Origin of the sequence: Echinicola arenosa (assembly GCF_014841125.1) — a bacterium.
Classification (GTDB): domain Bacteria; phylum Bacteroidota; class Bacteroidia; order Cytophagales; family Cyclobacteriaceae; genus Echinicola; species Echinicola arenosa.
Genome location: NZ_JACYTQ010000006.1, coordinates 227,541 through 251,517 on the forward strand (window position 1 = coordinate 227,541; position 23,977 = coordinate 251,517).

Annotated in this window: 22 protein-coding genes; 9 read left to right on the top strand and 13 right to left on the bottom strand. The window is 39.2% G+C overall.

Annotated elements, in window-relative coordinates; all coding sequences use genetic code 11:
• Window positions 1-7: 7 nt before the first annotated feature.
• Both cdaA and folP read right to left on the bottom strand, forming a co-directional pair.
• On the bottom strand, window positions 8-874 hold the full coding sequence (cdaA, locus tag IFO69_RS16535; protein WP_192011233.1) for a diadenylate cyclase CdaA: 867 nt from the start codon (window positions 872-874) through the stop codon (window positions 8-10).
• Complete coding sequence (gene folP, locus IFO69_RS16540) at window positions 871-1,755, bottom strand: dihydropteroate synthase (protein WP_192011234.1); 885 nt, start codon at window positions 1,753-1,755, stop codon at window positions 871-873. Before folP ends, cdaA begins: the two co-directional genes overlap by 4 nt.
• Window positions 1,756-1,770: 15 nt before the next feature.
• Between folP and IFO69_RS16545 the strand changes: the two genes are divergently transcribed.
• From IFO69_RS16545 to IFO69_RS16555, 3 genes are read left to right on the top strand one after another with little or no spacing between them, the layout of a single operon-like run.
• A complete protein-coding gene (locus IFO69_RS16545; protein ID WP_192011235.1) occupies window positions 1,771-2,322 on the top strand; it encodes a DUF1599 domain-containing protein in 552 nt (183 codons plus the stop codon).
• The gene (locus tag IFO69_RS16550) at window positions 2,315-3,406 is read left to right on the top strand and encodes a BT_3928 family protein (protein WP_192011236.1); all 1,092 of its coding nucleotides are present in this window, start codon (window positions 2,315-2,317) and stop codon (window positions 3,404-3,406) included. The genes IFO69_RS16545 and IFO69_RS16550 overlap by 8 nt, the downstream gene beginning before the upstream one ends.
• Before the next feature lies 1 nt (window position 3,407).
• Window positions 3,408-3,938, top strand: a complete 531-nt coding sequence (locus IFO69_RS16555; RefSeq protein ID WP_192011237.1) for a shikimate kinase — start codon at window positions 3,408-3,410, stop codon at window positions 3,936-3,938.
• Here the strand turns inward: IFO69_RS16555 and IFO69_RS16560 are convergent.
• Both IFO69_RS16560 and IFO69_RS16565 read right to left on the bottom strand, forming a co-directional pair.
• A complete protein-coding gene (locus tag IFO69_RS16560; RefSeq protein ID WP_225444175.1) occupies window positions 3,928-5,427 on the bottom strand; it encodes an OmpP1/FadL family transporter in 1,500 nt (499 codons plus the stop codon). The genes IFO69_RS16555 and IFO69_RS16560 overlap by 11 nt on opposite strands.
• A 110-nt stretch (window positions 5,428-5,537) precedes the next feature.
• Window positions 5,538-6,812, bottom strand: coding sequence for a hypothetical protein (locus tag IFO69_RS16565; RefSeq protein WP_192011238.1), 1,275 nt, complete (start codon window positions 6,810-6,812; stop codon window positions 5,538-5,540).
• A gap of 132 nt (window positions 6,813-6,944) precedes the next feature.
• Between IFO69_RS16565 and proS the strand changes: the two genes are divergently transcribed.
• The 3 genes from proS to floA all read left to right on the top strand — a co-directional run bounded on the left by proS (window position 6,945) and on the right by floA (window position 10,093).
• Complete coding sequence (gene proS, locus IFO69_RS16570; RefSeq protein WP_192011239.1) at window positions 6,945-8,426, top strand: proline--tRNA ligase; 1,482 nt, start codon at window positions 6,945-6,947, stop codon at window positions 8,424-8,426.
• 194 nt (window positions 8,427-8,620) lie between these two features.
• Window positions 8,621-9,082: an NfeD family protein gene (locus IFO69_RS16575; protein ID WP_192011240.1), complete on the top strand. Its 462-nt coding sequence runs from the start codon at window positions 8,621-8,623 to the stop codon at window positions 9,080-9,082.
• A 3-nt stretch (window positions 9,083-9,085) separates the two neighbouring features.
• Window positions 9,086-10,093: a flotillin-like protein FloA gene (floA, locus tag IFO69_RS16580; RefSeq protein WP_192011241.1), complete on the top strand. Its 1,008-nt coding sequence runs from the start codon at window positions 9,086-9,088 to the stop codon at window positions 10,091-10,093.
• A 66-nt stretch (window positions 10,094-10,159) separates the two neighbouring features.
• On the opposite strand, the gene IFO69_RS16585 is transcribed toward floA, so the two are convergent.
• Together IFO69_RS16585 and hemA are read right to left on the bottom strand one after the other, a co-directional pair.
• Complete coding sequence (locus IFO69_RS16585) at window positions 10,160-11,731, bottom strand: WG repeat-containing protein (RefSeq protein WP_192011242.1); 1,572 nt, start codon at window positions 11,729-11,731, stop codon at window positions 10,160-10,162.
• Window positions 11,732-11,883: 152 nt separating this feature from the next.
• A complete protein-coding gene (hemA, locus tag IFO69_RS16590) occupies window positions 11,884-13,155 on the bottom strand; it encodes a glutamyl-tRNA reductase (RefSeq protein WP_192011243.1) in 1,272 nt (423 codons plus the stop codon).
• 244 nt (window positions 13,156-13,399) lie between these two features.
• Here hemA and IFO69_RS16595 point away from each other — a divergent pair, with 244 nt between their 5' ends.
• Window positions 13,400-14,116, top strand: coding sequence for a ComEA family DNA-binding protein (locus IFO69_RS16595; RefSeq protein WP_192011244.1), 717 nt, complete (start codon window positions 13,400-13,402; stop codon window positions 14,114-14,116).
• Here IFO69_RS16595 and IFO69_RS16600 read toward each other — a convergent pair.
• Window positions 14,113-15,750: an amidohydrolase gene (locus tag IFO69_RS16600; RefSeq protein ID WP_192011245.1), complete on the bottom strand. Its 1,638-nt coding sequence runs from the start codon at window positions 15,748-15,750 to the stop codon at window positions 14,113-14,115. The two genes, IFO69_RS16595 and IFO69_RS16600, sit on opposite strands and share 4 nt — an antisense overlap.
• A gap of 50 nt (window positions 15,751-15,800) precedes the next feature.
• Between IFO69_RS16600 and IFO69_RS16605 the strand changes: the two genes are divergently transcribed.
• Together IFO69_RS16605 and IFO69_RS16610 are read left to right on the top strand one after the other, a co-directional pair.
• The gene (locus tag IFO69_RS16605) at window positions 15,801-16,268 is read left to right on the top strand and encodes a type I restriction enzyme HsdR N-terminal domain-containing protein (RefSeq protein WP_192011246.1); all 468 of its coding nucleotides are present in this window, start codon (window positions 15,801-15,803) and stop codon (window positions 16,266-16,268) included.
• 519 nt (window positions 16,269-16,787) lie between these two features.
• Window positions 16,788-17,546: an ABC transporter substrate-binding protein gene (locus tag IFO69_RS16610; RefSeq protein ID WP_192011247.1), complete on the top strand. Its 759-nt coding sequence runs from the start codon at window positions 16,788-16,790 to the stop codon at window positions 17,544-17,546.
• A 10-nt stretch (window positions 17,547-17,556) separates the two neighbouring features.
• Here the strand turns inward: IFO69_RS16610 and IFO69_RS16615 are convergent, their stop codons facing one another.
• The 6 genes from IFO69_RS16615 to IFO69_RS16640 all read right to left on the bottom strand — a co-directional run bounded on the left by IFO69_RS16615 (window position 17,557) and on the right by IFO69_RS16640 (window position 23,955).
• Complete coding sequence (locus IFO69_RS16615; RefSeq protein WP_192011248.1) at window positions 17,557-18,411, bottom strand: prephenate dehydrogenase; 855 nt, start codon at window positions 18,409-18,411, stop codon at window positions 17,557-17,559.
• Between the two features lie 18 nt (window positions 18,412-18,429).
• The gene (locus IFO69_RS16620) at window positions 18,430-19,590 is read right to left on the bottom strand and encodes a pyridoxal phosphate-dependent aminotransferase (protein ID WP_192011249.1); all 1,161 of its coding nucleotides are present in this window, start codon (window positions 19,588-19,590) and stop codon (window positions 18,430-18,432) included.
• Window positions 19,591-19,596: 6 nt separating this feature from the next.
• A complete protein-coding gene (locus IFO69_RS16625; RefSeq protein ID WP_192011250.1) occupies window positions 19,597-20,430 on the bottom strand; it encodes a prephenate dehydratase in 834 nt (277 codons plus the stop codon).
• A gap of 144 nt (window positions 20,431-20,574) precedes the next feature.
• Entirely contained in the window at window positions 20,575-21,786 is a 1,212-nt protein-coding gene (locus IFO69_RS16630) for a 3-phosphoshikimate 1-carboxyvinyltransferase (protein WP_192011251.1), read from the bottom strand.
• Complete coding sequence (gene aroB / locus IFO69_RS16635; protein ID WP_192011252.1) at window positions 21,783-22,820, bottom strand: 3-dehydroquinate synthase; 1,038 nt, start codon at window positions 22,818-22,820, stop codon at window positions 21,783-21,785. The genes IFO69_RS16630 and aroB overlap by 4 nt, the downstream gene beginning before the upstream one ends.
• Before the next feature lie 31 nt (window positions 22,821-22,851).
• Entirely contained in the window at window positions 22,852-23,955 is a 1,104-nt protein-coding gene (locus tag IFO69_RS16640; RefSeq protein WP_192011253.1) for a chorismate mutase, read from the bottom strand.
• Window positions 23,956-23,977 lie beyond the last annotated feature (22 nt).

The window sequence follows — 23,977 nt, forward strand, 5'->3', positions numbered from 1 at the left end:
GCTTTTTTTATGCCTCAGCAGTTCGCTGTTTTAATTTTTTATTTTCAAAAGAGTTGATGAATTCAAATTTATCATCAATGTCTGCACCAGCTAAATAGCTGTTGAGCATTTCTCTTAGTTCCTGAAAAGAAAGGTTATGGAGGATATTTCCATTTTTGGCCATGGATACCTGTCCTGTTTCTTCTGAAACGATCAAGACTAAGGTATCAGTGGCCTCGGACATTCCTATGGCAGCCCTATGTCTTAATCCAAATTGAGCTGGGACCTCTTTTTCTGTGACAGGAAGGATGCATCTTGCGGCTTTTACCTTTCCATTATAAATGATTACAGCACCATCGTGAAGTGGGCTATATTTGTTGAAAATAGAAATCAATAATCTTTTGGAGACGACAGCGTCAATCAAGTCACCACTTTCAGCATAAAATTTCAATTCAGAATTTCTGGAGATCACCAATAAAGCTCCAGTGCTGGTTCCTGCCAAGGATTTAGATGCTTCAATGATGGGGGTAATGTTGAAAGCCATGGTTCCTTTTTTTCTCCAGAAAAGCAATTCCTGAAGGACGTTTTCATTGGATAAGATGGATGTCTTCCCTATGATGAGGAGGAATTTCCTGATTTCTGGAGCAAAAAGAATAATTGCAGCAATAACACCTACTCCCATAAATTGCCCCAAGATGATGGATAATAACTCCATTTTTGCGGCATTTACCACCAAGTAAACTAGGTATAGCGATAAGAAGCCTAAAAATATTTTGATGGCCACACTACCTCGCATCAATTTATAGACTTGGTAAATGAGTACACTTACCAATGTGATGTCTATAATATTGACGATAGAAACGTCTAAAAATCCTATTTTGAAAAGTAGTGTCAAGGGTATATGTTTTTATATAATTTTATGGTTTGGGTTGCTTCTTTTACATCATGTACTCTTAAAATTTTAGCTCCATTAATCAGAGCTGCCATGTTCAGGGCGGTTGTTCCGTTAAGGGCCTCCTCTGGAGAAATGTCCAAAGTTTTGTAAATCATAGATTTTCTAGAGACTCCTGCTAATATAGGGTTTTTTATAGTCTTAAAATAAGATAAATTTTTAAGAATCCTATAATTTTGTGATGTCGTTTTCGCAAAACCAAACCCAGGGTCAATTATTACATCTTTAATGCCAGCTTTATGACATTGGTTCAGTTTTTCGTTAAAAAAAGATAAAATTTCTTTTTCTATATTATTATACTCCGTTTTGGACTGCATGGTTTCGGGATTTCCACGCATATGCATGCAGATAAAAGGAACATCCATTGATCCAACAGTCGGAATCATATTATGGTCAAGTTCTCCTCCGGATATATCGTTCACAATATCAGCGCCTTCGGATATGGATTCTTTGGCTACTTCATGCCTAAAAGTATCAACCGAAAGTAATATATCTGGAAAATGTTTTTTTAAAGAGCGGACAGCAGGAATAACTCTTTTGATTTCATCTCCTGTAGACACATTTACAGCGCCAGGGCGGCTACTATATCCTCCCAGATCAAAAATTACAGCGCCATCCTCAACCATTTTTTCGGCTTTGCTGAGGAGCTGTCTTTCGTCATCAGAAATTCTACTATCCGCAAAGAACGAGTCCGGTGTGACATTCAAAATACCCATCACACAGGGATCATCCAGCATAATGAGCTTTCCTTTAATTTGAAGTGTTATTTTTGAATGAAATAATTTATCTTCGGTTTCTGAAGAAGACTTTGGACTATCTTTCATTTAATTAAAATTGCTTTGAAAACGCAAACAGTAAGCGAATATAATCAAGTTATCAGCCTTTGTAAAGAACTTTTTAAGAAGAAAACCATCGATTATGGCACTGCCTGGAGAGTGCTCAGGTTGCCTTCAATAACTGATCAAATATTCATTAAGGCTCAGCGAATTAGATCTATTCAGGAAAAAGGGTCTCAGCGTGTAAGTGACCCTATTCAGGATGAATTTATCGGTATTATTAATTATTGCCTAATAGCACTTATCCAATTGGATTTGCTAGATGATGAACGGTTGGAAATAGGATATGAAGAACTTGAACCTATGTATGAAAAGTGGGTAGATGCGACTCGGGGACTTTTAGAAAATAAGAACCATGATTATGGAGAGGCTTGGCGAGATATGCGTGTTTCTTCCATGACAGACCTTATCCTAATGAAATTATACAGAGTAAAGCAAATAGAAGATAATAAAGGGAAAACATTGGCTTCTGAAGGGGTGGACGCCAATTATCAAGATATGATCAATTACTCTGTTTTCTGTCTTATTAAATTAAATGAAGCCCAAAATGCTTAAAAAAATTATATTGACCCTATTCAGGTTTTTAGTTGGTGGTCTATTTGTTTTTTCAGGACTGATCAAGGCAAATGATCCAGTCGGAACATCTATCAAACTGGAAGAATATTTTGAAGTGTTTTCTCATGATATAGCTGGCTTTTTTGAAGTGTTAAGACCATTCGCTTTGTCACTTTCTATTTTTCTTATTGTGTTGGAAATAGGCTTGGGTGTCATGTTGTTACTGAACTACCGTAAGAACATCACAGTAAACTTAATTTTAATTTTGATAGTGTTTTTTACGTTCTTGACTTTTTACTCTGCCTATTTTAACAAAGTCACAGATTGTGGATGTTTTGGAGATGCCATTAAATTGACCCCTTGGGAGTCCTTTATCAAGGATATTATTTTATTGGGGATGATTTTGGTTTTGTTTGTTTTCAAGAAGGACCTTAAGGATAACCGATCAATGGGAGTTGGTATTGTGGTAGCAAGTAGCTTGTTGCTCACTTTAGTTTTTTCTGTCTTAGCTGTGAGAAATTTGCCATTTATTGACTTTAGAGCTTACAAGATAGGGGTGAATATACCTGAAGCCATGCAGCCTTCCGGTACATTGGAATATCGCTATATCATGAAAAAGGATGGGGAAGAGGTAGTGATGGATGAATATCCTTCAGATGAAAGTTTTGAGTTTGTGGATATGCAATTAAAGAATCCTGAGGCTCTACCGAAAATTTCTGATTTTGCGATTTGGAATGATGATGGTGATTTTACGGATGAGGTGCTCAGAGGTCAGAAAATATTGATATTGATCAGTAATTTTGAAAAGATGGACAAGGCATCCTTAAATGCTTTAGATGGTTTGATAAACCAAGATAGACTGGAGACTATGATCATTACAGCGAGTTCATCAGAAGAGGTTGAAGGGTTGATGGAGGAGCATGATTGGGATCTGCCTTATTATTATGGTGATGCCACTGTCCTTAAAACCATTATCCGATCCAATCCAGGGATAGTGATTATGGACAATGGAACGGTTATCAAAAAATATCATATTAATAATACTCCTAATATAGAAGAGGTTTCTAGCCTGCTAAGCCATTGATATGACATATTCACCGAAGATTGTTTTAATAGGAATGCCAGGTTGTGGGAAATCGACTCTAGGGAAGCAGGTAGCGAAGCAACTTAATTTTGACTTTTATGATTTGGATGAGGAAATCGTAAAGACTGAGGGCTTGGAAATTCCTAAAATATTCTTGAATAAGGGAGAAGGGTATTTTAGAAATTTAGAAACAAAAGTTCTCCAAGATTTATTGAGTATTGATCGGTCATTTGTACTCTCTACAGGGGGTGGAGCACCTTGTTTTAATGATAACATGGATTTGATCAATGATAGTGGGATTTCTGTGTTTTTGGATGTAAATCTAGATCAGATTTTGCAAAGGCTTACCAAGAATGAGGTAGAAAAACGCCCTATGTTCCAAGGTTTGGATACCGGTGAAATAATCCTGAAGCTACAAAATCTACTAGCGGAGCGGGGTGTCTTTTATGATAAGGCAAAAATAAAGCTCAGTGGAGATGATATTTCCACTGAGCATTTAATTTCTGAGTTGATGTCCTACTTTAAAAGTTAAACCCAAGGGTCAATAGACCTTTTGTAGCGTTATTCTCAATGGTCGTTAGCTCTGCGCCAGGATAGGAAGTGTAAAAGGTATCAAACTGGCTATTGACTATTCCTAAATCAATGTACATTTTAGGAAGCTTAACCCCGATACCTCCAGTAAACTGCATTTGTGATCTATCCAAATCAGAGTCATTGAAAGGGTCGCCATAATAGGCAGTCCCTGCTCTAAATCTAAACATATTCAATCTCAATTCTCCGCCTACCCTATAGTTAATGGCACTGCCAGCTAGTGATGAAATGACATCATTTGATCCGTCTAAGGAATAATCAGGAGAGGAGAGGTGCATCGTGGAATAATCTATATAATCTATGTCCGCTGAAATGAACCCATTTTTATTAATAAAAAAGGCTGCTCCAGCGCTTAATTTCATAGGTGTTCTTAAGTTGATAGAAGATAAGTAGATGTCACTAACCGCATCTGCGTTATCCTCTGGGTTCCCATTAAGATCATAATAATCAGCAAAGATATCTGCATCAAATTCTTCATCGTACCTGGTCCAAGTAGGAGAGCTAAAAGATAGTCCTAAATTGACTTGGTCAATTGGTTTGTAAATCAAACCTAAGTTTAAGTTGATTCCCGTGCCATTATGATATAGGTTTTCCCTTAAAGAATAGTATAATGAGTTGTTGTCATTATCATCTATAAACTCTTCATTATAGGTTTTGATAGAAGAGAAAGTAATAGAAGTGATGCCCAGTGATCCCCCTATAAACAATTTGTTCTTGAAATTGGAACCATAGGCAAATGTGATCTGATTCATACTTCCCTCTGTTTCTACATATTCGTCCTGAAAAGGGAAGATGGGATCATTATAATTTGGAGAGCCATCATCATTTGGGTTATAAGTGTAGTCAGATGGGTAGAAAGTTCCTCCATCATTGTAAACTAACCCTACGTCTAAAGGAAGTCCGGCAGGGTCGCCAATAGCGGGTTCACCAAACTGGTTGTAGTCATCCGCATAATAATCCAACAGTGAAGTTGTACCTCCCAAGTTGGAGTAGTAGCCATATCTACTATTAAAATTGGCGGTGCGATTGATACTGATCCCAAATGAATGTCCCCTCCAACTATCTGTATTGAGAGGATCCTTGGTCTTATTGATAATCACACTGACATTGGGTAATGAAAAATTGCCTTGGTTGTTTTCTTGAGTCTGTCCCATGAAGCTTGCATTGGACTTCCAATTTTCATATCCGGCAGTAAAGCTAAATTCAGACCTTCTGAAGAAGCCTAAACCTGCAGGGTTTCCAGAAATATTGGAAACATCTCCACCAATGGCCATTTGGCTTCCACCAATTCCCATGATTCTGGAAGATCCTGAAGCATTGTATTTACTATATCGCAAGGCATCCTCGAATGTTTGAGCTTGGGCTGTTGTTAAAGAGAATCCTCCTCCAAAAAGAAGCATTCCCAATATAGTCGTTTTTATTCCTCTCATATTTTTACTAATACAATTCCCTTTTGCCATGAAAATGGCTAACATTAAATTTTAAGAAGGTGTTTGATTATTTAACGGCTGGAGATAAAAAAGTGGTAAAAAAAGGGGGATTAATTTCCCCCTCTTCTTGATCCTCCAGAACTTCTGGTAGTGCCTCCTGAGCTCCTGGATGGCGATGAACTACCAACGCTTCTGCTGCTGCTTCCGCTACTACTTCTGGAAGGTGTATATGTACTATTTGAACTTCTTGATGGTGTAGAATATGTGCTTCTACTTGAAGAACTGCTGCTTCTATTATAAGATGGAGAAGAACTTCTACTTGGAGTAGAATAACTCGATCTTGAGTTGTTTGCAGATCTTGTAGTCACATTTCTTTGGCTACTGCTAGATGTAGGAGCATAAGCACTTCTAGATCTTGTAGAGCTGCTAGGACGAGTCATTACTGCTGAGTTGGTACTTCTTCTACTTGGAGAAGCTGAAGCTACTCTACTTCTTCCACTGAAATAATCATTTTCAGATCTACTGAAATCAGTATTACTTCTTCTAGAATTATCGACTCTACTTACAGCGCTTTGACGGGCTGCAGTACGTGAAGTACCTGGATTTGTAGCAACACTTCTTCTGGTATAGTTGGTTGCTACTGAACTACCTCTTCTGGATCTGGCAGCCCTTACGATTTGTCTTCCTTCACCAGTATATATGTTGTTGATGATTACAGGTCTACCGTAATATCCGCCATAGTAACCTCCATAATATCCACCGTAAGCAAAACTAGGTCCCCAGAAAGGGTCGTAAAATGGGCTATAAAAAGGTCTGGAACCCCAACCTCCAAAACCTATTCCGAATCCAATGGACATATTGAAACCAGGCCTGAATCCATACCCTGGCCAGAATGGGTCGTAGAAGCCTCCATAGCCAAAAGAAGGATAGAATCCGAAAGGCCCCGGATACATAAAGGCAAAAGAAGGACTGAAATTCCATGACGACCTATTGTTACCATTAGGGTCATTGTAACCATAAAAATTATTGTATACATTAACGTCACCATCTCCTTCAGTGCTCTGAACGGCGGCATCATCAAAGTAAACAATTTCATCAGCTACAGTATCGTTTTGAACCTGATACTTGGCGATATATTCCGGATTAACATTTTTTGCTGAAAAACTTTCTTGATCATATTGACTAGCCGCATTAACAGCAGCATAGTCGGTAAAGTTTTTAGGTGTATTGTTGGCTACGGCATTGGACATAACCACCGCATCATCTGATGCCATAAAATATAAGTCATCCGACTCTCCTTGCATAGCACTATAGCTACTGCTGCATGATACAAGGCCTAAAGCAGCAAGGAAACCAAGATATCGGTATGATGTAAATTTTCTCATAGTTATTTAGTTTACAACTCGTAACACTATATACGTGCACTTCGGAGGAGGGTTATAATTTTTTAAATTATATTTGCTTCCCAAAATGGAAGCGAAAGTTAAAGAGTTTTTTCAAAACAACAAATTATACTCATGAGCAAAGGACTGCCCAAGAGAAGTGAGGACTACTCACTGTGGTACAACGAACTAGTAAAAAAGGCTGACCTTGCAGAGAATTCGGCAGTAAGAGGCTGTATGGTTATTAAGCCATATGGCTATTCTATCTGGGAAAAAATGCAGCAGCAGCTCGATCAGATGTTTAAGGATACGGGGCATAGCAATGCTTACTTTCCTTTATTTATTCCCAAGTCCTATTTATCCAAAGAGGCAAGCCATGTGGAGGGCTTTGCCAAGGAGTGTGCAGTGGTGACCCATTACCGATTAAAAAATTCTGAAGATGGGAAATCGGTAATTGTGGATCCGGAAGCGAAATTGGAAGAAGAATTGATTGTACGCCCAACTTCTGAAACGGTTATCTGGAGCACGTATAAAAACTGGATTCAATCTTACAGGGATTTGCCTTTAAAAGTAAATCAATGGGCGAATGTGGTCAGATGGGAAATGAGAACAAGGCTTTTTCTAAGGACAGCTGAATTTCTATGGCAAGAAGGTCATACGGCTCACGCCACAAGAGAAGAGGCAGTTGAGGAGACCGTGCAGATGATGGATGTCTATGCACAGTTTGCGGAAGAGTTTATGGGTGTACCTGTAGTGAAAGGGGTAAAAACAGAGAATGAACGTTTTGCAGGAGCAGAGGAGACTTATTGTATTGAGGCAATGATGCAGGATGGAAAGGCTTTACAGGCTGGGACTTCCCACTTTCTCGGTCAAAATTTTGCCAAAGCTTTCGATGTGAAGTTTGCTACCAAAGAAGGAGGACTTGATCTGGTTTGGGGGACTTCTTGGGGTGTAAGTACCCGTTTGATGGGAGCTTTGATTATGGCGCATTCAGATGATAATGGTTTAGTCCTACCTCCTAAATTGGCGCCTATCCAGGTAGTGATTGTTCCGATTTTTAGAAGTGAGGAAGAATTGCAGGCCATAGAAGAGAAAGCTCATGAGATCATGGACAAACTTAAACCATTGGGGGTTTCAGTTAAGTTTGATCACAGAGATACCCATAAGCCGGGCTGGAAGTTTGCGGAATATGAGCTCAAGGGTGTTCCTTTAAGAATAGCTTTAGGTCCAAGGGACTTGGCTAACAATACCGTAGAAGTTGCGAGGAGAGATACGTTGACAAAAGAGATGATCAACTTAAATGAGGTGGAAATTGGTCAATACGTTACAGAAATGTTGGATGATATTCAGAATAGCATTTACCAAAAGGCCCTGAAATTCAGAGAAGAAAATACTACTGAGGTAAACAGCTGGGAAGAGTTTCAAAGAGTGATCAAAGAAAAAGGAGGTTTTGTGTCAGCGCACTGGGATGGTACTTCTGAAACAGAAGAGAAAATCAAAGAATTGACCAAGGCAACTATCAGGTGCATTCCTTTGGGTCGCGTTGAAGAGTCCGGAAGCTGTGTGCTCACTGGAAATCCGTCAAAAGGCAGAGTGTTTTTTGCTAAAGCCTATTAAATAATTATTTTCCTGAAAAATAAATCAACCGCATCAGACAGTTTGTGAATGGTAACTGAACCATAGACAGCTAGTTTGATGCGGTTTGTGTTTTTATGGGGGGAGAGCTCCTGTTGCTCAAAAAATCAAACTTTTTGTTTAGTTTTATAATCCCGAAAAATCTCTCTATTTTCAGCTAATCAATTTGAATTTTTATGACTTGGGCTATTATTATTGGGCTATTGCTCGTCGGTCTTGTGCTTGTACTTCTGGAAGTTGTTTTCGTTCCAGGAACTACCTTGGTAGGGATTTTAGGAATAATTTTTAGTGGCCTTGGGGTTTATTACAGTTTTCAGCATTATGACTTTCAAGTGGCAATGTATGTTCTTGGTGGAGCTGTTTTGGCGAATGTTGGGGTGATTCTTTATGGATTTAAGTCAGGTGTTTGGAAACGATTTTCACTGAAAGATACTGTGAGTAGTCGTGCCTATGATGATCGGCTGGCAGGCTTGACCGTTGGGCAGGAGGGGAAAACAATTTCAGATATCAAGCCATACGGAAAGGCAGAGTTTGGAGATAAGATATATGAAGTAAAGTCCAATATGGGGTTTATATCTGCCGGTCAGAAAGTACAAATTCAACAATTAGAAAATAATAGAATTATCATTAAACAATAAACTATGGAAGTGTCTAATTCGGCAATCATCTTAATAGCAGCCTTTGGTGGGCTGATATTGCTATTTATCTTTCTTTATTTTGTGCCTGTCAACTTATGGATTACGGCCGTTTTCGCCAATGTCAAGGTGGGTATTGGAGAACTTATTGGTATGAGGATCCGGAAAGTACCACCAAGCATTATCGTCAATTCTTTGATAACTGCAACGAAAGCAGGCTTGGATTTGACCACCAACGAACTGGAAACGCACTATTTGGCTGGAGGGAATGTTCCCAATGTGATCCGGGCCTTGATTTCCGCCGATAAAGCCAATATCAACTTGTCATTTAAGCAAGCTACTGCCATTGACTTGGCCGGTAGAGATGTGTTTGAAGCGGTACAGATTTCCGTTAACCCTAAAGTGATCAATACACCAAGTGTAGCAGCAGTGGCTGCTGATGGTATCCAGCTTATCGCCAAGGCAAGGGTAACAGTGAGGGCCAATATCGCTCAGTTGGTTGGTGGTTCTGGAGAAGATACCATTTTGGCAAGGGTAGGAGAAGGGATTGTTACCTCCATCGGTTCAGCCAAAACGCATAAGAGTGTATTGGAGAATCCTGATAAAATCTCTAAGCTGGTGCTCGAAAGAGGACTGGATGCAGGGACTGCTTTTGAAATCCTGTCCATTGATATCGCTGATATAGATGTGGGAACAAATATTGGGGCAAAACTACAAATTGACCAAGCTTCTGCCGATTTAAAGGTAGCCGAAGCCAAAGCCGAAGAGCGAAGAGCCATGGCGGTTGCATTGGAGCAAGAAATGAAAGCCCGTAATGTAGAGATGAGGGCGAAAGTGATAGAGGCAGAAGCAGAAGTGCCAAAAGCCATATCAGAAGCTTTTCGTTCTGGAAATCTCGGGATTATGGACTATTATAAAATGGAAAACATTAAATCCGATACAGAAATGCGGGATTCCATTGCGAAGCCCGATGAAGGTAAAAAAGGAGATAACAAATCGAAGGGAGACAAATAGAGTTGCTCTAAGAAATAAAAAAGTAAAGGCCAAGGTGGAGCAACCTTGGCTTTTACTTTTTAAGCCTTATTTACTTTTCTTCTTTTTCTTTCTTCCTCCTTTAGCTTCCTCTAAAACAGGAGGGGTATAAATGTCTTCTGCCAGTATTTTTTGAGTTCCATTATCGATCAGTATATTTTGATAATAGACTGGTAATGAAAGTTCTCCTGATTCGTTAAGGATACCGAACTTGTTATTTTTTTGAACTATTATTTTATCATATCCTTCCCTGCGGAGAGATTCGAAAATTGGTGCGGTTATTTCTTTTCCCAATGGGTCTATTATGCCATAGAGGCCTTCTTGTTCAGTGATGTAATATTGGTCATCTGAGAGAGAAATCTGCTCATAATATTGGGGCAGCAGTTCCTTGCCGCTTTTATCTAACAGGTTCACTCGACCATCCTTTTTTATAATAGCTACACCACGATGGAATTCCCCTACTTCATCGTATTGTGGTGAAATGACAGTTGTTCCATTCCTGTCAGTGTAGCCCCAAAGATTTCCCAACTTTACACCAGCTAAGCCCTCTGAGAATTTGTTGACAGCTTCGAACTTGTTAGGGATAACCAATTTCCCAGCTCTATTTACAAAGCCAAAATGCCTGTCTTTTAAGGCTCCATAAAGTTCTTCTTGCCCAGGAAGGATCGAGGTGACACTGTCGCATGGAACTACTCGCCATACACCTTTGCTATCCAAAAGACCGACCCTGCCGTTTTTGAAGTAAACATTATAGTGATCTTTATCGATACGGGTTACATGGTCCATACCCATAATATCCAGAAGAATTCCATCATTCTTCATTATCCTTCGTAGTCTTCCATGAATGTACTCAAGGATTACATCATTTTCCAATGTGATTTTGTGGTAACTGCTGTACCTGATGTCAGCATCATCCTCTGTCGCTTTTAGCAGCATGTACTGGTTTTCATTATAGCCATAGAAAAATTCACCTTCCAAGTGCTTTAGAGTATCTAAAATTGGTTCTAAAATGTAATCACCTTTCCGATTGATCAGACCGTATCCACTTGGCTCATGGGAGATAATAGCACCGTCTGAAACTGGTTGTAGGTCTTGATAAATTTGGTTGGGGTTATCAGATAGAGGTAACATATATCCAGCAGGGATTTTTGCAATAACCTGTCCATTTTGTGCTATATAAGCTGACTCAAAAGATCCAATCGGTTTCAGTACCTTGGTTCCAATATCATAGTGGAAGTAGGTGTTTCCCTTTCTCCCTAGTAGCTGGTTATAATGCGTGTCAATATGGTCATACTCTGGCTTCAAGATTTGCTCTCCATATTCATGATAGGCGCCATATTTGTCATTGCCCTTTACCAGTATCCAAGGGCTTAGATATTGATATATTTCTGATCCTTCCAGGTTAAGAAAAGGTTCATAATTATTATTGAGTAGTTTTAGTTTTTGATCTTTATCACTTACACGGATGGATTCACTCAATAAGAAGATGTGATCATTGTTGATTTTTTGTACCAGATTTAGTTGGGTGTCATAGACCTCATATACCTGGGCTTGGCAGACGCTAAAAGCAATCAGTGACATGGATGCAGTGATGATCCACTTCTTTAAATTACTTGTCATTGAAAAGATGCAGTTTAAATTTGGACTCTAAAGTAAGAGGAATGTTGGTGTTTTTCAAAAAATGTAAAAAACAAAAAGGGACTAAGTAAAAAATACCGTCAAAAGCATTGCTTAAGCAGGTTTGAAAAGCATTTTGGTAAAATAAATATTGTTTATGCGTGCTTGGTGTTCTCCTTTTCAAGATCAAAAAGATCCGATATGATATCAATCATTCCTTCAGCTTGGTCTTTTTTGCAGGCAGCACGGAGTTGTACTACAGGAACTTTAATGATCTTCTGCATCATGCTCTTGGTGATCTTGTCAATTACAGCATATTCCTGTTCACTGGCATTTTTTAAATAACGCTCTAACTCCTCTTTTCTGATTTGCTCCAAGGCATTTTTCAATTTGTTGATAGTAGGGGATACCATCATTTCTTTTTTCCAATCGTAAAACTCCTCTATGCTTTCTTCGATGATGCCTTCAACCTGAGGTACTGAAGCAAGCCTTCTTTCCAAAGCTTCTGTGGCTTTGCTTTGGATATTGTCTACATTATAAAGAAGTACTCCGGGAACATCTTCCACAGTTGTTTCTATGCTTCTTGGCACAGATAAATCAACAAACAGTTTATAGCTTTGGATGTTGAACTTTTTGGTCAGTTCTTTGGTGATAAAAGGGTCTGATGCTGCAATGGAAGATACGACCACATCTGCTTTGTCCATGGCATCATAAACTTCTTCAAATGGAATGACATTATGGCCAAGTTCAGCCCCCATACGAACCGCTTTTTCATGGGTTCTGTTGGTCAGGGTTACTTCGGCATTTGGGATATAAACCATGTTCTTGGCTACATCTTCTCCAATTTCACCCAATCCCACTAAAAGAATTCGTGGATTGATAGTGTTGGAAGTAAGTTCTTCAATCAGTTCTACAGCCGCATAGGAAACAGAGGCTGCTCCATCCCTGAAAGCCGTTTCCTGAACGACCCTTTTGTTTGTAAAAAAGATGGTATGCATCAGCCTATGAAGGAAAGGCCCAGCCATTTCCATGTCAGAGGCTGCCTGATAAGCTCTTTTGACTTGATTAGAGATTTGCATGTCACCAACTACCTGAGCTTCTAAGCCCATAGAGACTTTGAAAAGGTGTTGGATAGCTTCTTTATCATCTTGGATAATATCAAAATACTCTAGATAAGAAACGACATTATGAAGGCCCTTTTCAGTTCCGATAAGCTTGATAATTTCAACACTTAAGTCAAGCTCATGCGCATAATACACTTCTGTCCTGTTGCAGGTAGATAAAATTAAAGTATCCTTAACATTGAAAAATTCCTTTAATTTTACAAGAAGTGAGTGAATCGCCTTGTCGTCCAGCGCTATAATTTCCCTGATTTCTACAGGAGCATTTTTATAGGAAAGACTAATGGCTTTAAACTTATGCTGCATTATCAGTAATTTTAGACTACAAATTTATCACAGAAAGCGCACGAAATGAATTATTTCGCAATTGCTGTTGGTAATTTAAAATCTGTCTAAATAACTCAGGGCTTTCTTTCTGTTCTATGTCACTGCAATAATGCTAAATATTTGAAATTAATTCCAATATGATTAATTTATGGACAATAGATGAAGTCTATTGAGCGTAATTGTTTGATACTTATTTGTTGCGGATTGTTTAAGCTCGGTTGTTATGAAAAGATCATTTTTTTACTTTTTGAAAAGTTACTTTGGTTTTAGCCAGCGAGAAGCCAGAGGCTTTACGTTGGTAATTCCTTTCATTTTATTTACGGCTTTTTTACCTATCATTTGGGAGGCTTATCAACGTCAAAAATTGGAGGCTGACTATAAATCCTATTTAGCTTTGGCGGATAGTTTGTTATTGGCGGATATGGAAATAAAGGAGGAAGACAGTGTGGTGAAGAAAAACTCCTTTACTTTAGTTTCTACACCTTCCAAAGAGCAAAAAGATACTAATCGGTGGAGAAAGGCTGCAACAAAAAATCCTGTACTTAATAAGATAAGCTTTGCTGAGGCAGATTCCTCGGTATTACAAATTGTGCCCGGGATTGGAGAGAAGCTTGCTGGCAGGATAGTGAAATTCAGGGAAAGCCTAGGAGGTCTATATTACCGAGAGCAAATAATGGAAGTTTATGGTCTTGATGAGGAAGTGGCTAAGCGGGTTTTTGATTATTTCACCTTTGAACCTTCCATCTCGCACAAATTGGATATAAATGCAGCTAGCGCAAAAGAGCTTTCAGCCCATCCCTATATAAAATATGGAGAAGCCAAGGTTCTTGTGGCATATCGGGAGCAGCATGGGAATTACCAATCTCCAGAAGATATTTTGACCATTAAAATATTTTCGGAGGAATGGGTCAATAGACTCAAGCCTTATTTGAGCTTTTAATAAACTTTCCCACCTCCCAAATAAGTTGAGCTTATTTTGATATCTCGCAGGTTTTCTTCAGGAGCGGTCATGATGTCTCTTTCAGTAATAACGAAGTCAGCCACCTTGCCTTTTTCGATACTTCCCTTTAAGTTTTCTTCAAAATTAGCATAAGAAGCCCAAATTGTCATTCCTTTCAAAGCTTGTTTCCTACTCAGCTTATTCTCTGATTGGAAGCCTTCTTCGGGCCAATTATTGGCGTCTTTTCTGGCTACGGCAGCATGAAATCCGAATAAAGGGTTTATGCTCTCTACAGGAAAGTCACTTCCTAATGCGATCATATCATTCTGATTCATCAAATCTTTGAAAATATAAGCGTGTTTGATCCTTTCAGGGCCAAGCCTGTCTTTGGCCCAGTACATGTCTGAAGTAGCGTGGGTCGGTTGTACGGATGGAATGATATTGTAGATGGAAAATTTTTCAACATCTAAAGGATTGACTACTTGGGCGTGCTCTATTCTCCACCTTTTGTTATTTTCTCCTTTGAGTACTTTGGCATAAATGTTCAATAAAACCCGATTGGCCGAATCACCGATGCAGTGTGTGTTCATCTGGAACCCGTGTTCGTTGAACTGCTCGGCAAGTTTAAGGAAGTTTTCTTGGGTATCGAGTAGAAAGCCAATTTCTTCTGGGGCATCATGGTAAGGGGCGAGCAGGCTTGCTCCTCTACTACCTAAAGCCCCGTCACCATAGACCTTGAAGCTTCTGACTGTCAATGACTCGTTTTGGAACGGGCCCTTGTCGAAGTAATATTTGAGATTGTTTTTGGAAGGGGTGATCATGGCATAAATTCTCATTTTTAAACTACCTTCCTTTTGCATGATTTCGATCAATTCAATGGTTTCTTTGTCCAGCCCAGCATCCACAACGGTTGTTAATCCTACTTCAAAGCAATTTTTCTGGGCTTCAAGCAGAGCTTTTCTTGCTTGAATATTGCTGACTGGTGGGATTTTGGAAGATACTAGGTCTATTGCATTATCTACCAAAACACCAGTGACTTCACCTGCTTCCACAACGATTTTTCCTCCACTAACATTGGTATTGCTTGTTATACCTCCCATATCTAGGGCTTTTTGGTTGGCAATAGCAGCATGACCATCGATCCTTGTAAGTAAAACGGGGGTGTTTGGAAAAGCTTCATCCAGAAGTTTTTTGTTTGGGAAAACTTTTTCATTCCACAGATTTTGGTCCCACCCTCTACCGAGAATCCAAGCTTGATTGGGGTGTTGCTCTTTGTGGGATTTAACAGCCTCGATTATTTTTTCGAAAGAATCAATGCCATTGAGGTCGGCTACTTTCAAGCTAAGGCCATATCGGTAAAAATGAGAGTGAGAGTCTATTAGCCCTGGATAAACAAACTTGCCTTTCAGATCGATGATTTCAGGAGCATTGAATGAGTTTAAAATTTCATCATTAGAACCAATAGCAGTAAATTTACCGTCCGTAATAGCAAAAGCTTCAGTCTTGGAGAAACCACGGTCTACTGTATACACAATTCCATTGTGCACGATTAGATCTACGGCTTCTTTTTCTTGGCAAGAAAAGAAGGAGAAAAGAAGTGCGCTAAATAGATATTTTACTTGAGGCGATTTCATTTTTCGAGTGCTTAGTTTCATTTAATGTATTAAGCTTGGATATTTGTAGCATGACAGCAGCAGACTTTCCTTTTCTAGAGGCTCCACTTAACTTGCCAACTACAGATTTTAAGATTACAACTGAAAATGGGAAATTAAGTATTTTCGATGCTTTAAGAAAGAAGTTTTTGGTTTTGACACCCGAAGAATGGGTTAGGCAGCACCTTATCTATTATTTGGTAGAGTACAAAAAATACCCCAAGAGTCTTTTTGCTTTGGAAAGGGGGCTGAGGTATAATCGACTGAGCAAGCGTTTTGATATTTTGGTGCTCGATAGAGAAGGCAGTCCGTTTTTATTGGTAGAATGTAAAGCTCCTGAAGTGAAACTAGACCAGAAAGTGGTAGAACAAGTTTGTGTCTATAACAAAACCATCAATGCTCGGTTTATGGCGATTAGCAATGGCGTCCAGCATGTATGTTTAGAGTATGTGGAACACACAAAATCTTACCGGCAAATACAAACTTTTCCTCAGTTTTAAAGAGGAGAGCTTTGAGTTGTTTTTTTGAACCTATTTAAATATTAAAGTAAAATCCTATTTTCTGTAAATCTAGCTGAGCGATTAATGTGTTGATTGATAATGAACTATGCACAGGATCTAAATCCATGGTTTACTAAAAATTTTAAATAATTGCTATACTTAATTTTTTATAATGCTAAATCGTGAAAGCGGACGGTATTGATAAATGAATGTTAATCATAAGTTTTTATGTTTTATTAAAAAGGTAATGAAAGTTTTTAATTTCAAAAACTTTTTCTAATTTTGATAGAATCAAGGCCTTTCAGGTATAAACCCTAAGATTATTGGATAGGGGTTGAGAAATTTCAATTTGTCAACGCCCTAACAGAATTTTAAAAACTTATTTGATTAAATGAAACAGTAGAACTTTCTTTATACGGTTTAATAGGTGAAAAAAATCCCCGAAATTTTCGGGGATTTTTTTTGCTATTTCTACAATTGCTCCGTTTTTAGTGAATAGAAGACAATTATCATAGGATCATGTATTATAGAGATCAAATGGAAAGGGAGGTTTGGATAGAGAAAATCCCCAAAAGGATTATTTCATTGGTACCATCTCAAACGGAGCTTTTATTGGATCTTGGGCTGGAAGATAGGCTGGTGGGAGTGACTAAATTTTGTATTCATCCTTCTCGTATAAAACAAGAGAAAAAGATAATAGGTGGTACTAAGCAGTTTCGTTTTGATGTGATTAAGGAACTTCGTCCAGATTTGATTATTGGGAATAAAGAAGAGAATTACAAAGAAGGAATTGAGAGGTTGGCCAAAGATTATCCGGTTTGGATGAGTGATGTTTTCAAACTCGAGGATGCTTTAGAAATGATAAGAGAAGTCGGGCTGATAACAGGAAAAGAACAGGAAGCTTACATTATTGCCAAAAATTTAACTGAAAAGTTTAAACAGACTTTCCCTCAAAGAGGTACAGCAGTGTATTTGATTTGGCAAGATCCTATCATGGTGGCAGGGAAGAATACGTTTATCAACGATATGATGGGGAAAGCGGGTTTTAAAAACCCAATCGAAGAAGAACGTTATCCTTCTATTTCATTGAAAGAGCTCATTTCACTAGACCCTGATTATGTTTTGCTAAGCTCGGAGCCCTTTCCCTTTAAGGAAAAACACATGGGTTTTTATAGGACAGCAATACCAAGGGCAAGAGTGAAACTGGTGGATGGAGAAATGTTTTCTTGGTATGGAACAAGACTGTTACAGGCTCCAGAGTATTTCAAATCAATCTAACAGTCATCCATTATTTTTTCAGATCCAAAATGTTTCCAATTTGATTGGTATTTTTCATTTTATCGAAAAGCTCTTCGTATTCATCATTGACTAAATTATCACGGAAATCGATCAGATTTTTTATGTAACCATTTAGGGCTTCTAGAATATTTGTTTTGTTCTCCTGCATAATCGGTGTCCACATATCGGGGGAGCTTTTGGCTAATCGAACAGTGGAAGCGAAGCCACTTCCGGCCATATTGAAAATGTTTTTGTCATTTTCCATTTTGTCCAAAACTGTTTTGCCTAGCATAAAGGAACTGATGTGGGAAAGGTGTGAAACAAAGGCCAGTTGATTGTCATGATCGTGAGGTTCCATAAACCTAATTTTCATGTTAAGCGCTTCAAATATTTCATAGGCTTTAGCTTTGAGTTGAAGGTCAGTTTTTTCCAGCTCACATAAAATCATGATTTTGTTGAGAAGCAAGTCCGGAAGAGCTGCTGCAGGTCCAGAGTATTCCGTGCCAGCAATTGGATGAGCAGCCAAGTAGTTTTGTCTTTTGGGGTGTAGGCTAATTGCTTTGCAAATTTCCTCTTTGGTTGAGCCAAAATCCATGACTAAAGTCTCGGGTTGGATTTCATCCAGGATTTTTTGAAGGAGTGGACTGATGGTATGTACCGGCGTTGCGATGATGATGATGTCCGCACCCTGCGGGTGATGGTCCGATTTTTCATCAATAATACCCAAGGAAATCGCTTCATCTAGGTGCGTAGGATTTCTGTCTGTTCCGCTTATTTTAACGGATGGAAAGGCTTTTTTAATCCCTAAAGCAAATGAGCCACCTAAAAGTCCTAATCCAATGATGTGTATTTTTTTTAGCTCCATATTGTTTTGTTTTACAGACTATTTATTCCAAGATATATTGATACGATCCAAAGCTTCCTGTATGGTGTCCTCAGGCACACATAAGGAAAACCTAATATAACCATGGCCATTACTTCCAAAAATATCACCGGGAGTGATGAAAATATGGTTTTCATAAAGCAGTTTGTCCACCAAGGCCATCGGATCGGTTTTATCAGCTAATTTGGCCCAAACAAACATGCCAGCACTTTCTTTTTCGCAAATAGCACCTACTCTTTCAGCTAATTTCCAGACAAGTTCTCTACGTTTTTGATAAATACTGTCCATTTGGTCAAACCAACTACTTTCCAAATTTAGGGCGGCAATGGCTCCTGCTTGAATTCCCAAAAACATGCCTGAGTCCATGTTGCTTTTTACTTTTAAAACTTCCTTAAGGTAATTGACTTGGCCGCAAAGAAACCCTACGCGCCAACCGGGCATATTGAAAGTTTTGCTTAGGGAATTAAGCTCTAAAGCAATATCTTTAGCTCCTTCGATGGAAAGGATGCTAAAAGGTTTTTCTGTAAGGATAAAGCTGTAAGGATTGTCATTGACCAATAGGATTTGGTGGTCCTTAGCAAAATCTACTAGTTTCTTTAAGATTTCAATATTGGCTGTTGCCCCAGTGGGCATATGGGGGTAGTTGACCCACATTAGTTTGATTCCTTCCTCTGCCAGTTTATTTAACTGATCAAAGTCAGGGAGCCAACGACTATCACCCTTTAAATCGTAATACATAGCTCTAGCACCTACCAATTCAGTGACAGACGAATATGTCGGATAGCCGGGATTTGGGATCAAGACCTTATCTCCAGGGTTTAAGTAAGCCATTGAAATATGCATGATGGCTTCCTTGGACCCCATCATGGGAAGTATTTCATCCACAGGAGATAAAGTGGTGTCGTAATATTTTTGGTAAAAAGCAGCAATGGACTCCCGGAGTGCGGGGCTGCCTTGATAGCTTTGATAGCCATGGGATGTTTCCATTTGGCTGGTGCTATTTAATGCCTCAATTACACTTGGGTGGGGAGGCAAGTCTGGGCTGCCAATTCCCATATTGATAATTGGGTGACCTTCTGCTTTTAGTTTGGCAACTTCTCGGAGCTTTTTAGAAAAATAATATTCTTTAACTTGGTTTAGTCTTTCTGCGGGCTTGATCATGGTAGGTTATTTAGTGCTTTTATACTCTCCCAAAACTTTGATTTTATGGCCTCTGTTGGTGAGGATCTCGATTGTTTCATGATAGTCTTTAATATTGTTGAATATCATATCAATAAAAAAAGCATAATTCCAAGGTTCATCTATAACAGGGAGTGACTGGATTTTGGAGAGGTCCAGATTGTGCTCACTCATTGTAGTCAGTACTTTAGCTAGGCTTCCAGGTTCATTTTTAATGATCAGTTTGATTGAAGCTTTGTCGAAAGAGCTGTTTTCACTAGCCTTGTTTTCCTTTTGGACAATACAAAACCTTGTAAAGTTATTTTTGATCGTCTGTATGTCAGAAGCCAGAATGTCCAATTGGTAGAATTCGGCAGCTGATTTCCCGGCAATCGCGCCGACACCTTTTAGTTTTTCATCATTAATGGTTTTGGCTACCGCAGCAGTGTCAAGATCCTCAATCAATTTGATGTGGGGATAATGTTCAAAGAAAGCTTTGCATTGCAATAAAGCCATTGGGTGGGAGCGTACCTCTTTGATATCTTCAATACTTTGACCCTTCAATGCCATCAGTTGGTGGGCGATGGGAAGATAAAATTCCCCAATGATGCTGAGGTTGTTTCTGTCCATCAAATCATAATTGGGAAGGATGGCTCCAGCAATAGAGTTTTCCAAAGCTAATACCCCAATATCAGCTTCCTCATTGATAATTTTTCGCACTAATTCGGAAAAGCTCAAACATTCTATGACATTGATTTCAGAACCAAATTTGTTTAGTGCTACTTGATAGTGGTAGGATCCTTTGATGCCTTGAATGGCTACTCGTTGTTGTGGAGATTTCAATTTTGTGGAGGTTAGGTCAAGTGTTAGAATTGTCCTGTGTAATTAGATCAGTCCATGCAAAATATCAATAGATTGACTTTTACTAGAATGGTTCCTGTGGGGAAAATAAAAGCTGTCCACATTTGATAGACAGCTTTTAAGTATTTACAAAACGCCCACCAGTTCGCAATGTTTCCAAAAGCTTGGATAGGATTTGTTGACTACTTCTTTGTCTTCAATGATGACTTTCGTTTTGGTGGCTAAAGGCATAAATGCCATGGCCATTCTGTGGTCATCATAGGTGTGAATGGTTACTGTTTCAGGAATACCTGTGGATGGAATAAGTGTAAACACTTCGTTTTCTTCTTCCACTAATTGGGCATTGAATTTGGCCAGCTCTTGCTGAAGAGCATAAATCCTGTCCGTCTCTTTGATCCTTAGGCTTTCCAGTCCTGTGAATTTACTTTTTTGCCCAATGATAGCACAGGTCACTGCAACTGTTTGGGCCAGGTCTGGGCAATGGGTAAAGTCAAATTCCTGAAGACCGGTAACTGGCTTTTTGGTGAGTTGTATTCCTTCATTGGTGAATTCACTTTGAACGCCCAATTTGTCCATGATGTCTACGACTTTTGAGTCTCCTTGAAGGCTGTCTTTTTTGAGACCTTTTAGGAACAATGAGCCTTTTTCAGCACAGGCCAAAAGACTGAACCAATAGCTGGCTCCTGACCAATCGCTTTCCACTGCAAAGGCTGTGTTTTTATAAGATTGGTGAGGTACATTAATGATATTATCATGGAAAGTATATTGGATACCAAACTGTTTCATCAGCTCCAGTGTCATTTCAATATAAGTCCTTGATCCAATTTTTCCGGTTAGCTCCAAAGTCAACCCTTTGGGAAGCAGGGGGGCATTCATCAATAAAGCAGAAATATACTGGCTGCTTACGTCTCCACGGATTTTGACATGATCGGTGAGTTGCTCAGAAAAGCCTTGGGTTTCCAATGGAGGGTATCCCTCTTTCCCTTTGTATTTGATTTTAGCTCCAATATTTCTAAGTGCGTCCACCAATATGCCAATTGGTCTTTCACACATTCTAGGAGTGCCTGTCAGCGTTTTTTTTCTATTTGACAAAGCGGCATAAGCGGTTAAAAAACGCATGGTGGTACCAGCGTCCAAGACATCCAAAATCTCAGGATCTTCTCGAAGAAGTCTGATCATGGTTTGGGTATCCCTTGCTTCTGCCAAATTGGAGATATCGTTTTCTCCCTCTGTAAGCGCATCAATGATCAATACCCTGTTGCTTTCGCTTTTTGAGGAAGGCAATGGGATAGTGACCTCACCAAAACCTGGTTTAGGCGCTAATGTTATATTGTTCATGGATGTTGAGCGTTGTAAAAATTTAGGGATTCAATGATGTCATCAAGGCTAACGGCAATATTGTAATCGCACTCTCCTATTTTTTTCAAGAGAGAACAATTGATGGTCTTTCCATCATTTTTCTTGTCTTGGAAGCACAGTTGAGCAATGGCATCGAGGTCTTCCTTAGGGATTTCAACTTTGCCAAATATTCCCAAAAGGGTTTCGATAATGGTATCAAGTTCATCTTTGGGAAGTCTAATGTGCTGATGGGATAAATAGGCCTCAGCAATCATTCCAATGGCTATTGCTTCTCCGTGCAGAAGGTGCCTCTCTGTGTCAAGATAAAAGGACTCCACTGCATGACCAACAGTGTGACCAAAGTTGAGGATTTTTCTTAACCCTTCTTCTTTTGGGTCTTTGTTGACCACATCTTTTTTGATGTAAACCGATTTTTCAATAATGTCTTTCCAGGCTTGGGTTTCCCAATTATGTAGCTTTAGACTTCTGAAGTAATTCTCGTTTTTGATCAGTCCATGTTTGATGACTTCCGCGTAACCAGATCTAAGTTCCGGTAGGGGTAAAGTCTTCAAAAAAGCATCAGAGATAATTACAGTTTCTGGTTCATTGAATACTCCAATGTGGTTTTTGAATCCGTTGAAATCAATGCCAAGCTTACCGCCCACACTGGCATCTACTTGTGAAAGGAGAGAGGTGGGGATATTGATGAATTTTACGCCACGCTTGTAGGTGCTGGCACAAAATCCACCCATATCTCCAGTAACTCCACCTCCTAGATTGATGATCAGTGATTTTCTGTCAAATCCGCAATCTGTCATCCATTGCCAAATGTCCTTGCAGGTGTCCAGGTTTTTATTGATTTCTCCTGCTTCAAACTGAAAATGTTCGTGAGGAGGAAGTGTTTCCTGAACTAATGGATAACAAGCTTGATAGGTATTACTATCTGCTATAAGACCTAATTTGGAAAAGCTCTTGCTTTTAAGATACCTTTCCAAGTCGGTTGCTATTTGCGATGAGAAAATGATTGATTCCAAGGGATTTTATTTATTTACAAATATAAATTACTTAGGCATCTTTTTTTACTGGATCGCCTGATCTAAGCTGTTTTTCTTGTCTTTTTACAGACTCCTCATGAATAGTGAAAAGCAACTCCTTCATGAATTTTTCGCTTAGTCCTTTCGCCACACCTTTATCGGTTCTGGAGTCCATCACTTGTTTCCATCTGTCAGATTGAAATACCGTTAATTTGTGCTCTCTCTTATGTGAACCGATTTGGTCAATAACTGAGAATCTTTCAACCAAAAGATCGATTAACTGATCGTCCAAATGGTCAACAGCTGTTCTTAGGTCGCTAAGTCTTTCGCTTGGTTTTTCGGCACCCAAAGTGCTTTTGAAATCGATTTTAGAAAGAATATCTTTTAGTTGAGCAGGTGTAACTTGTTGTTTGGCATCACTCCATGCATTATCAGGATCATGGTGGGTTTCAATCATCAAGCCATCCAAGCCAAAGTTGATGGCTCTTTGAGAAACTTCTAGAATACCATCTCTTTTGCCTACAATGTGACTTGGATCATTGATCACTTCCATTCCTTTCCATTCTCTCTTAAGGTGGATAGGCATCGACCAGTTAGGTTTGTTTCTGAATCGCTTATCATATGCATCACTGAAACCTCTGTGAATGGCTGCAAGCTTGTTGATTCCCACAGCGTGAAGTCTTTCCAGAGCACCGATCCACAATTGAAGGTCAGGATTCATTGGGTTTTTGACCATAACAGGGATATCAGTTCCTCGTAGCGCTTCGGCGATTTCCTGAACGGCAAAAGGGTTGACAGTTGTTCTGGCACCAATCCAAAGCACATCAACCTTGTGTTTTAAGGCCAATTCAACGTGGGCAGTATTACCAACTTCGGTAGTGATAGGGATATTAAGATGATGCCTGACAATCTCCATCCATTTAAGTCCGTCTTCACCAATGCCTTCGAAGCTTCCTGGTCTAGTTCTTGGTTTCCAGATTCCAGCACGGAAAATTGAAGGAATGATATTTTCCTTTTTCATTTCTAGGCAAACTTTTTCTACCTGCTCTGGAGTTTCAGCGCTACAAGGTCCGGCGATGATCGTGTGACCTTTTAGGCCTAAGCCCCATTCTGACGTTTTTAAGTGATCTTTCATTTTGTTATTTGATTGAAATAAA

What these genes read in the sequence shown, in the direction of transcription:
- folP (WP_192011234.1), bottom strand. Translation starts at nt 1,755, where the DNA reads ATGAAAGATAGTCCAAAGTCTTCTTCAGAAACCGAAGATAAATTATTT.
- IFO69_RS16550 (WP_192011236.1), top strand. Translation starts at nt 2,315, where the DNA reads ATGCTTAAAAAAATTATATTGACCCTATTCAGGTTTTTAGTTGGTGGT.
- IFO69_RS16555 (WP_192011237.1), top strand. Translation starts at nt 3,408, where the DNA reads ATGACATATTCACCGAAGATTGTTTTAATAGGAATGCCAGGTTGTGGG.
- IFO69_RS16560 (WP_225444175.1), bottom strand. Translation starts at nt 5,427, where the DNA reads ATGAGAGGAATAAAAACGACTATATTGGGAATGCTTCTTTTTGGAGGA.
- IFO69_RS16565 (WP_192011238.1), bottom strand. Translation starts at nt 6,812, where the DNA reads ATGAGAAAATTTACATCATACCGATATCTTGGTTTCCTTGCTGCTTTA.
- proS (WP_192011239.1), top strand. Translation starts at nt 6,945, where the DNA reads ATGAGCAAAGGACTGCCCAAGAGAAGTGAGGACTACTCACTGTGGTAC.
- IFO69_RS16575 (WP_192011240.1), top strand. Translation starts at nt 8,621, where the DNA reads ATGACTTGGGCTATTATTATTGGGCTATTGCTCGTCGGTCTTGTGCTT.
- floA (WP_192011241.1), top strand. Translation starts at nt 9,086, where the DNA reads ATGGAAGTGTCTAATTCGGCAATCATCTTAATAGCAGCCTTTGGTGGG.
- IFO69_RS16585 (WP_192011242.1), bottom strand. Translation starts at nt 11,731, where the DNA reads ATGACAAGTAATTTAAAGAAGTGGATCATCACTGCATCCATGTCACTG.
- hemA (WP_192011243.1), bottom strand. Translation starts at nt 13,155, where the DNA reads ATGCAGCATAAGTTTAAAGCCATTAGTCTTTCCTATAAAAATGCTCCT.
- IFO69_RS16595 (WP_192011244.1), top strand. Translation starts at nt 13,400, where the DNA reads ATGAAAAGATCATTTTTTTACTTTTTGAAAAGTTACTTTGGTTTTAGC.
- IFO69_RS16600 (WP_192011245.1), bottom strand. Translation starts at nt 15,750, where the DNA reads ATGAAATCGCCTCAAGTAAAATATCTATTTAGCGCACTTCTTTTCTCC.
- IFO69_RS16605 (WP_192011246.1), top strand. Translation starts at nt 15,801, where the DNA reads ATGACAGCAGCAGACTTTCCTTTTCTAGAGGCTCCACTTAACTTGCCA.
- IFO69_RS16610 (WP_192011247.1), top strand. Translation starts at nt 16,788, where the DNA reads ATGTATTATAGAGATCAAATGGAAAGGGAGGTTTGGATAGAGAAAATC.
- IFO69_RS16615 (WP_192011248.1), bottom strand. Translation starts at nt 18,411, where the DNA reads ATGGAGCTAAAAAAAATACACATCATTGGATTAGGACTTTTAGGTGGC.
- IFO69_RS16620 (WP_192011249.1), bottom strand. Translation starts at nt 19,590, where the DNA reads ATGATCAAGCCCGCAGAAAGACTAAACCAAGTTAAAGAATATTATTTT.
- IFO69_RS16630 (WP_192011251.1), bottom strand. Translation starts at nt 21,786, where the DNA reads ATGAACAATATAACATTAGCGCCTAAACCAGGTTTTGGTGAGGTCACT.
- IFO69_RS16640 (WP_192011253.1), bottom strand. Translation starts at nt 23,955, where the DNA reads ATGAAAGATCACTTAAAAACGTCAGAATGGGGCTTAGGCCTAAAAGGT.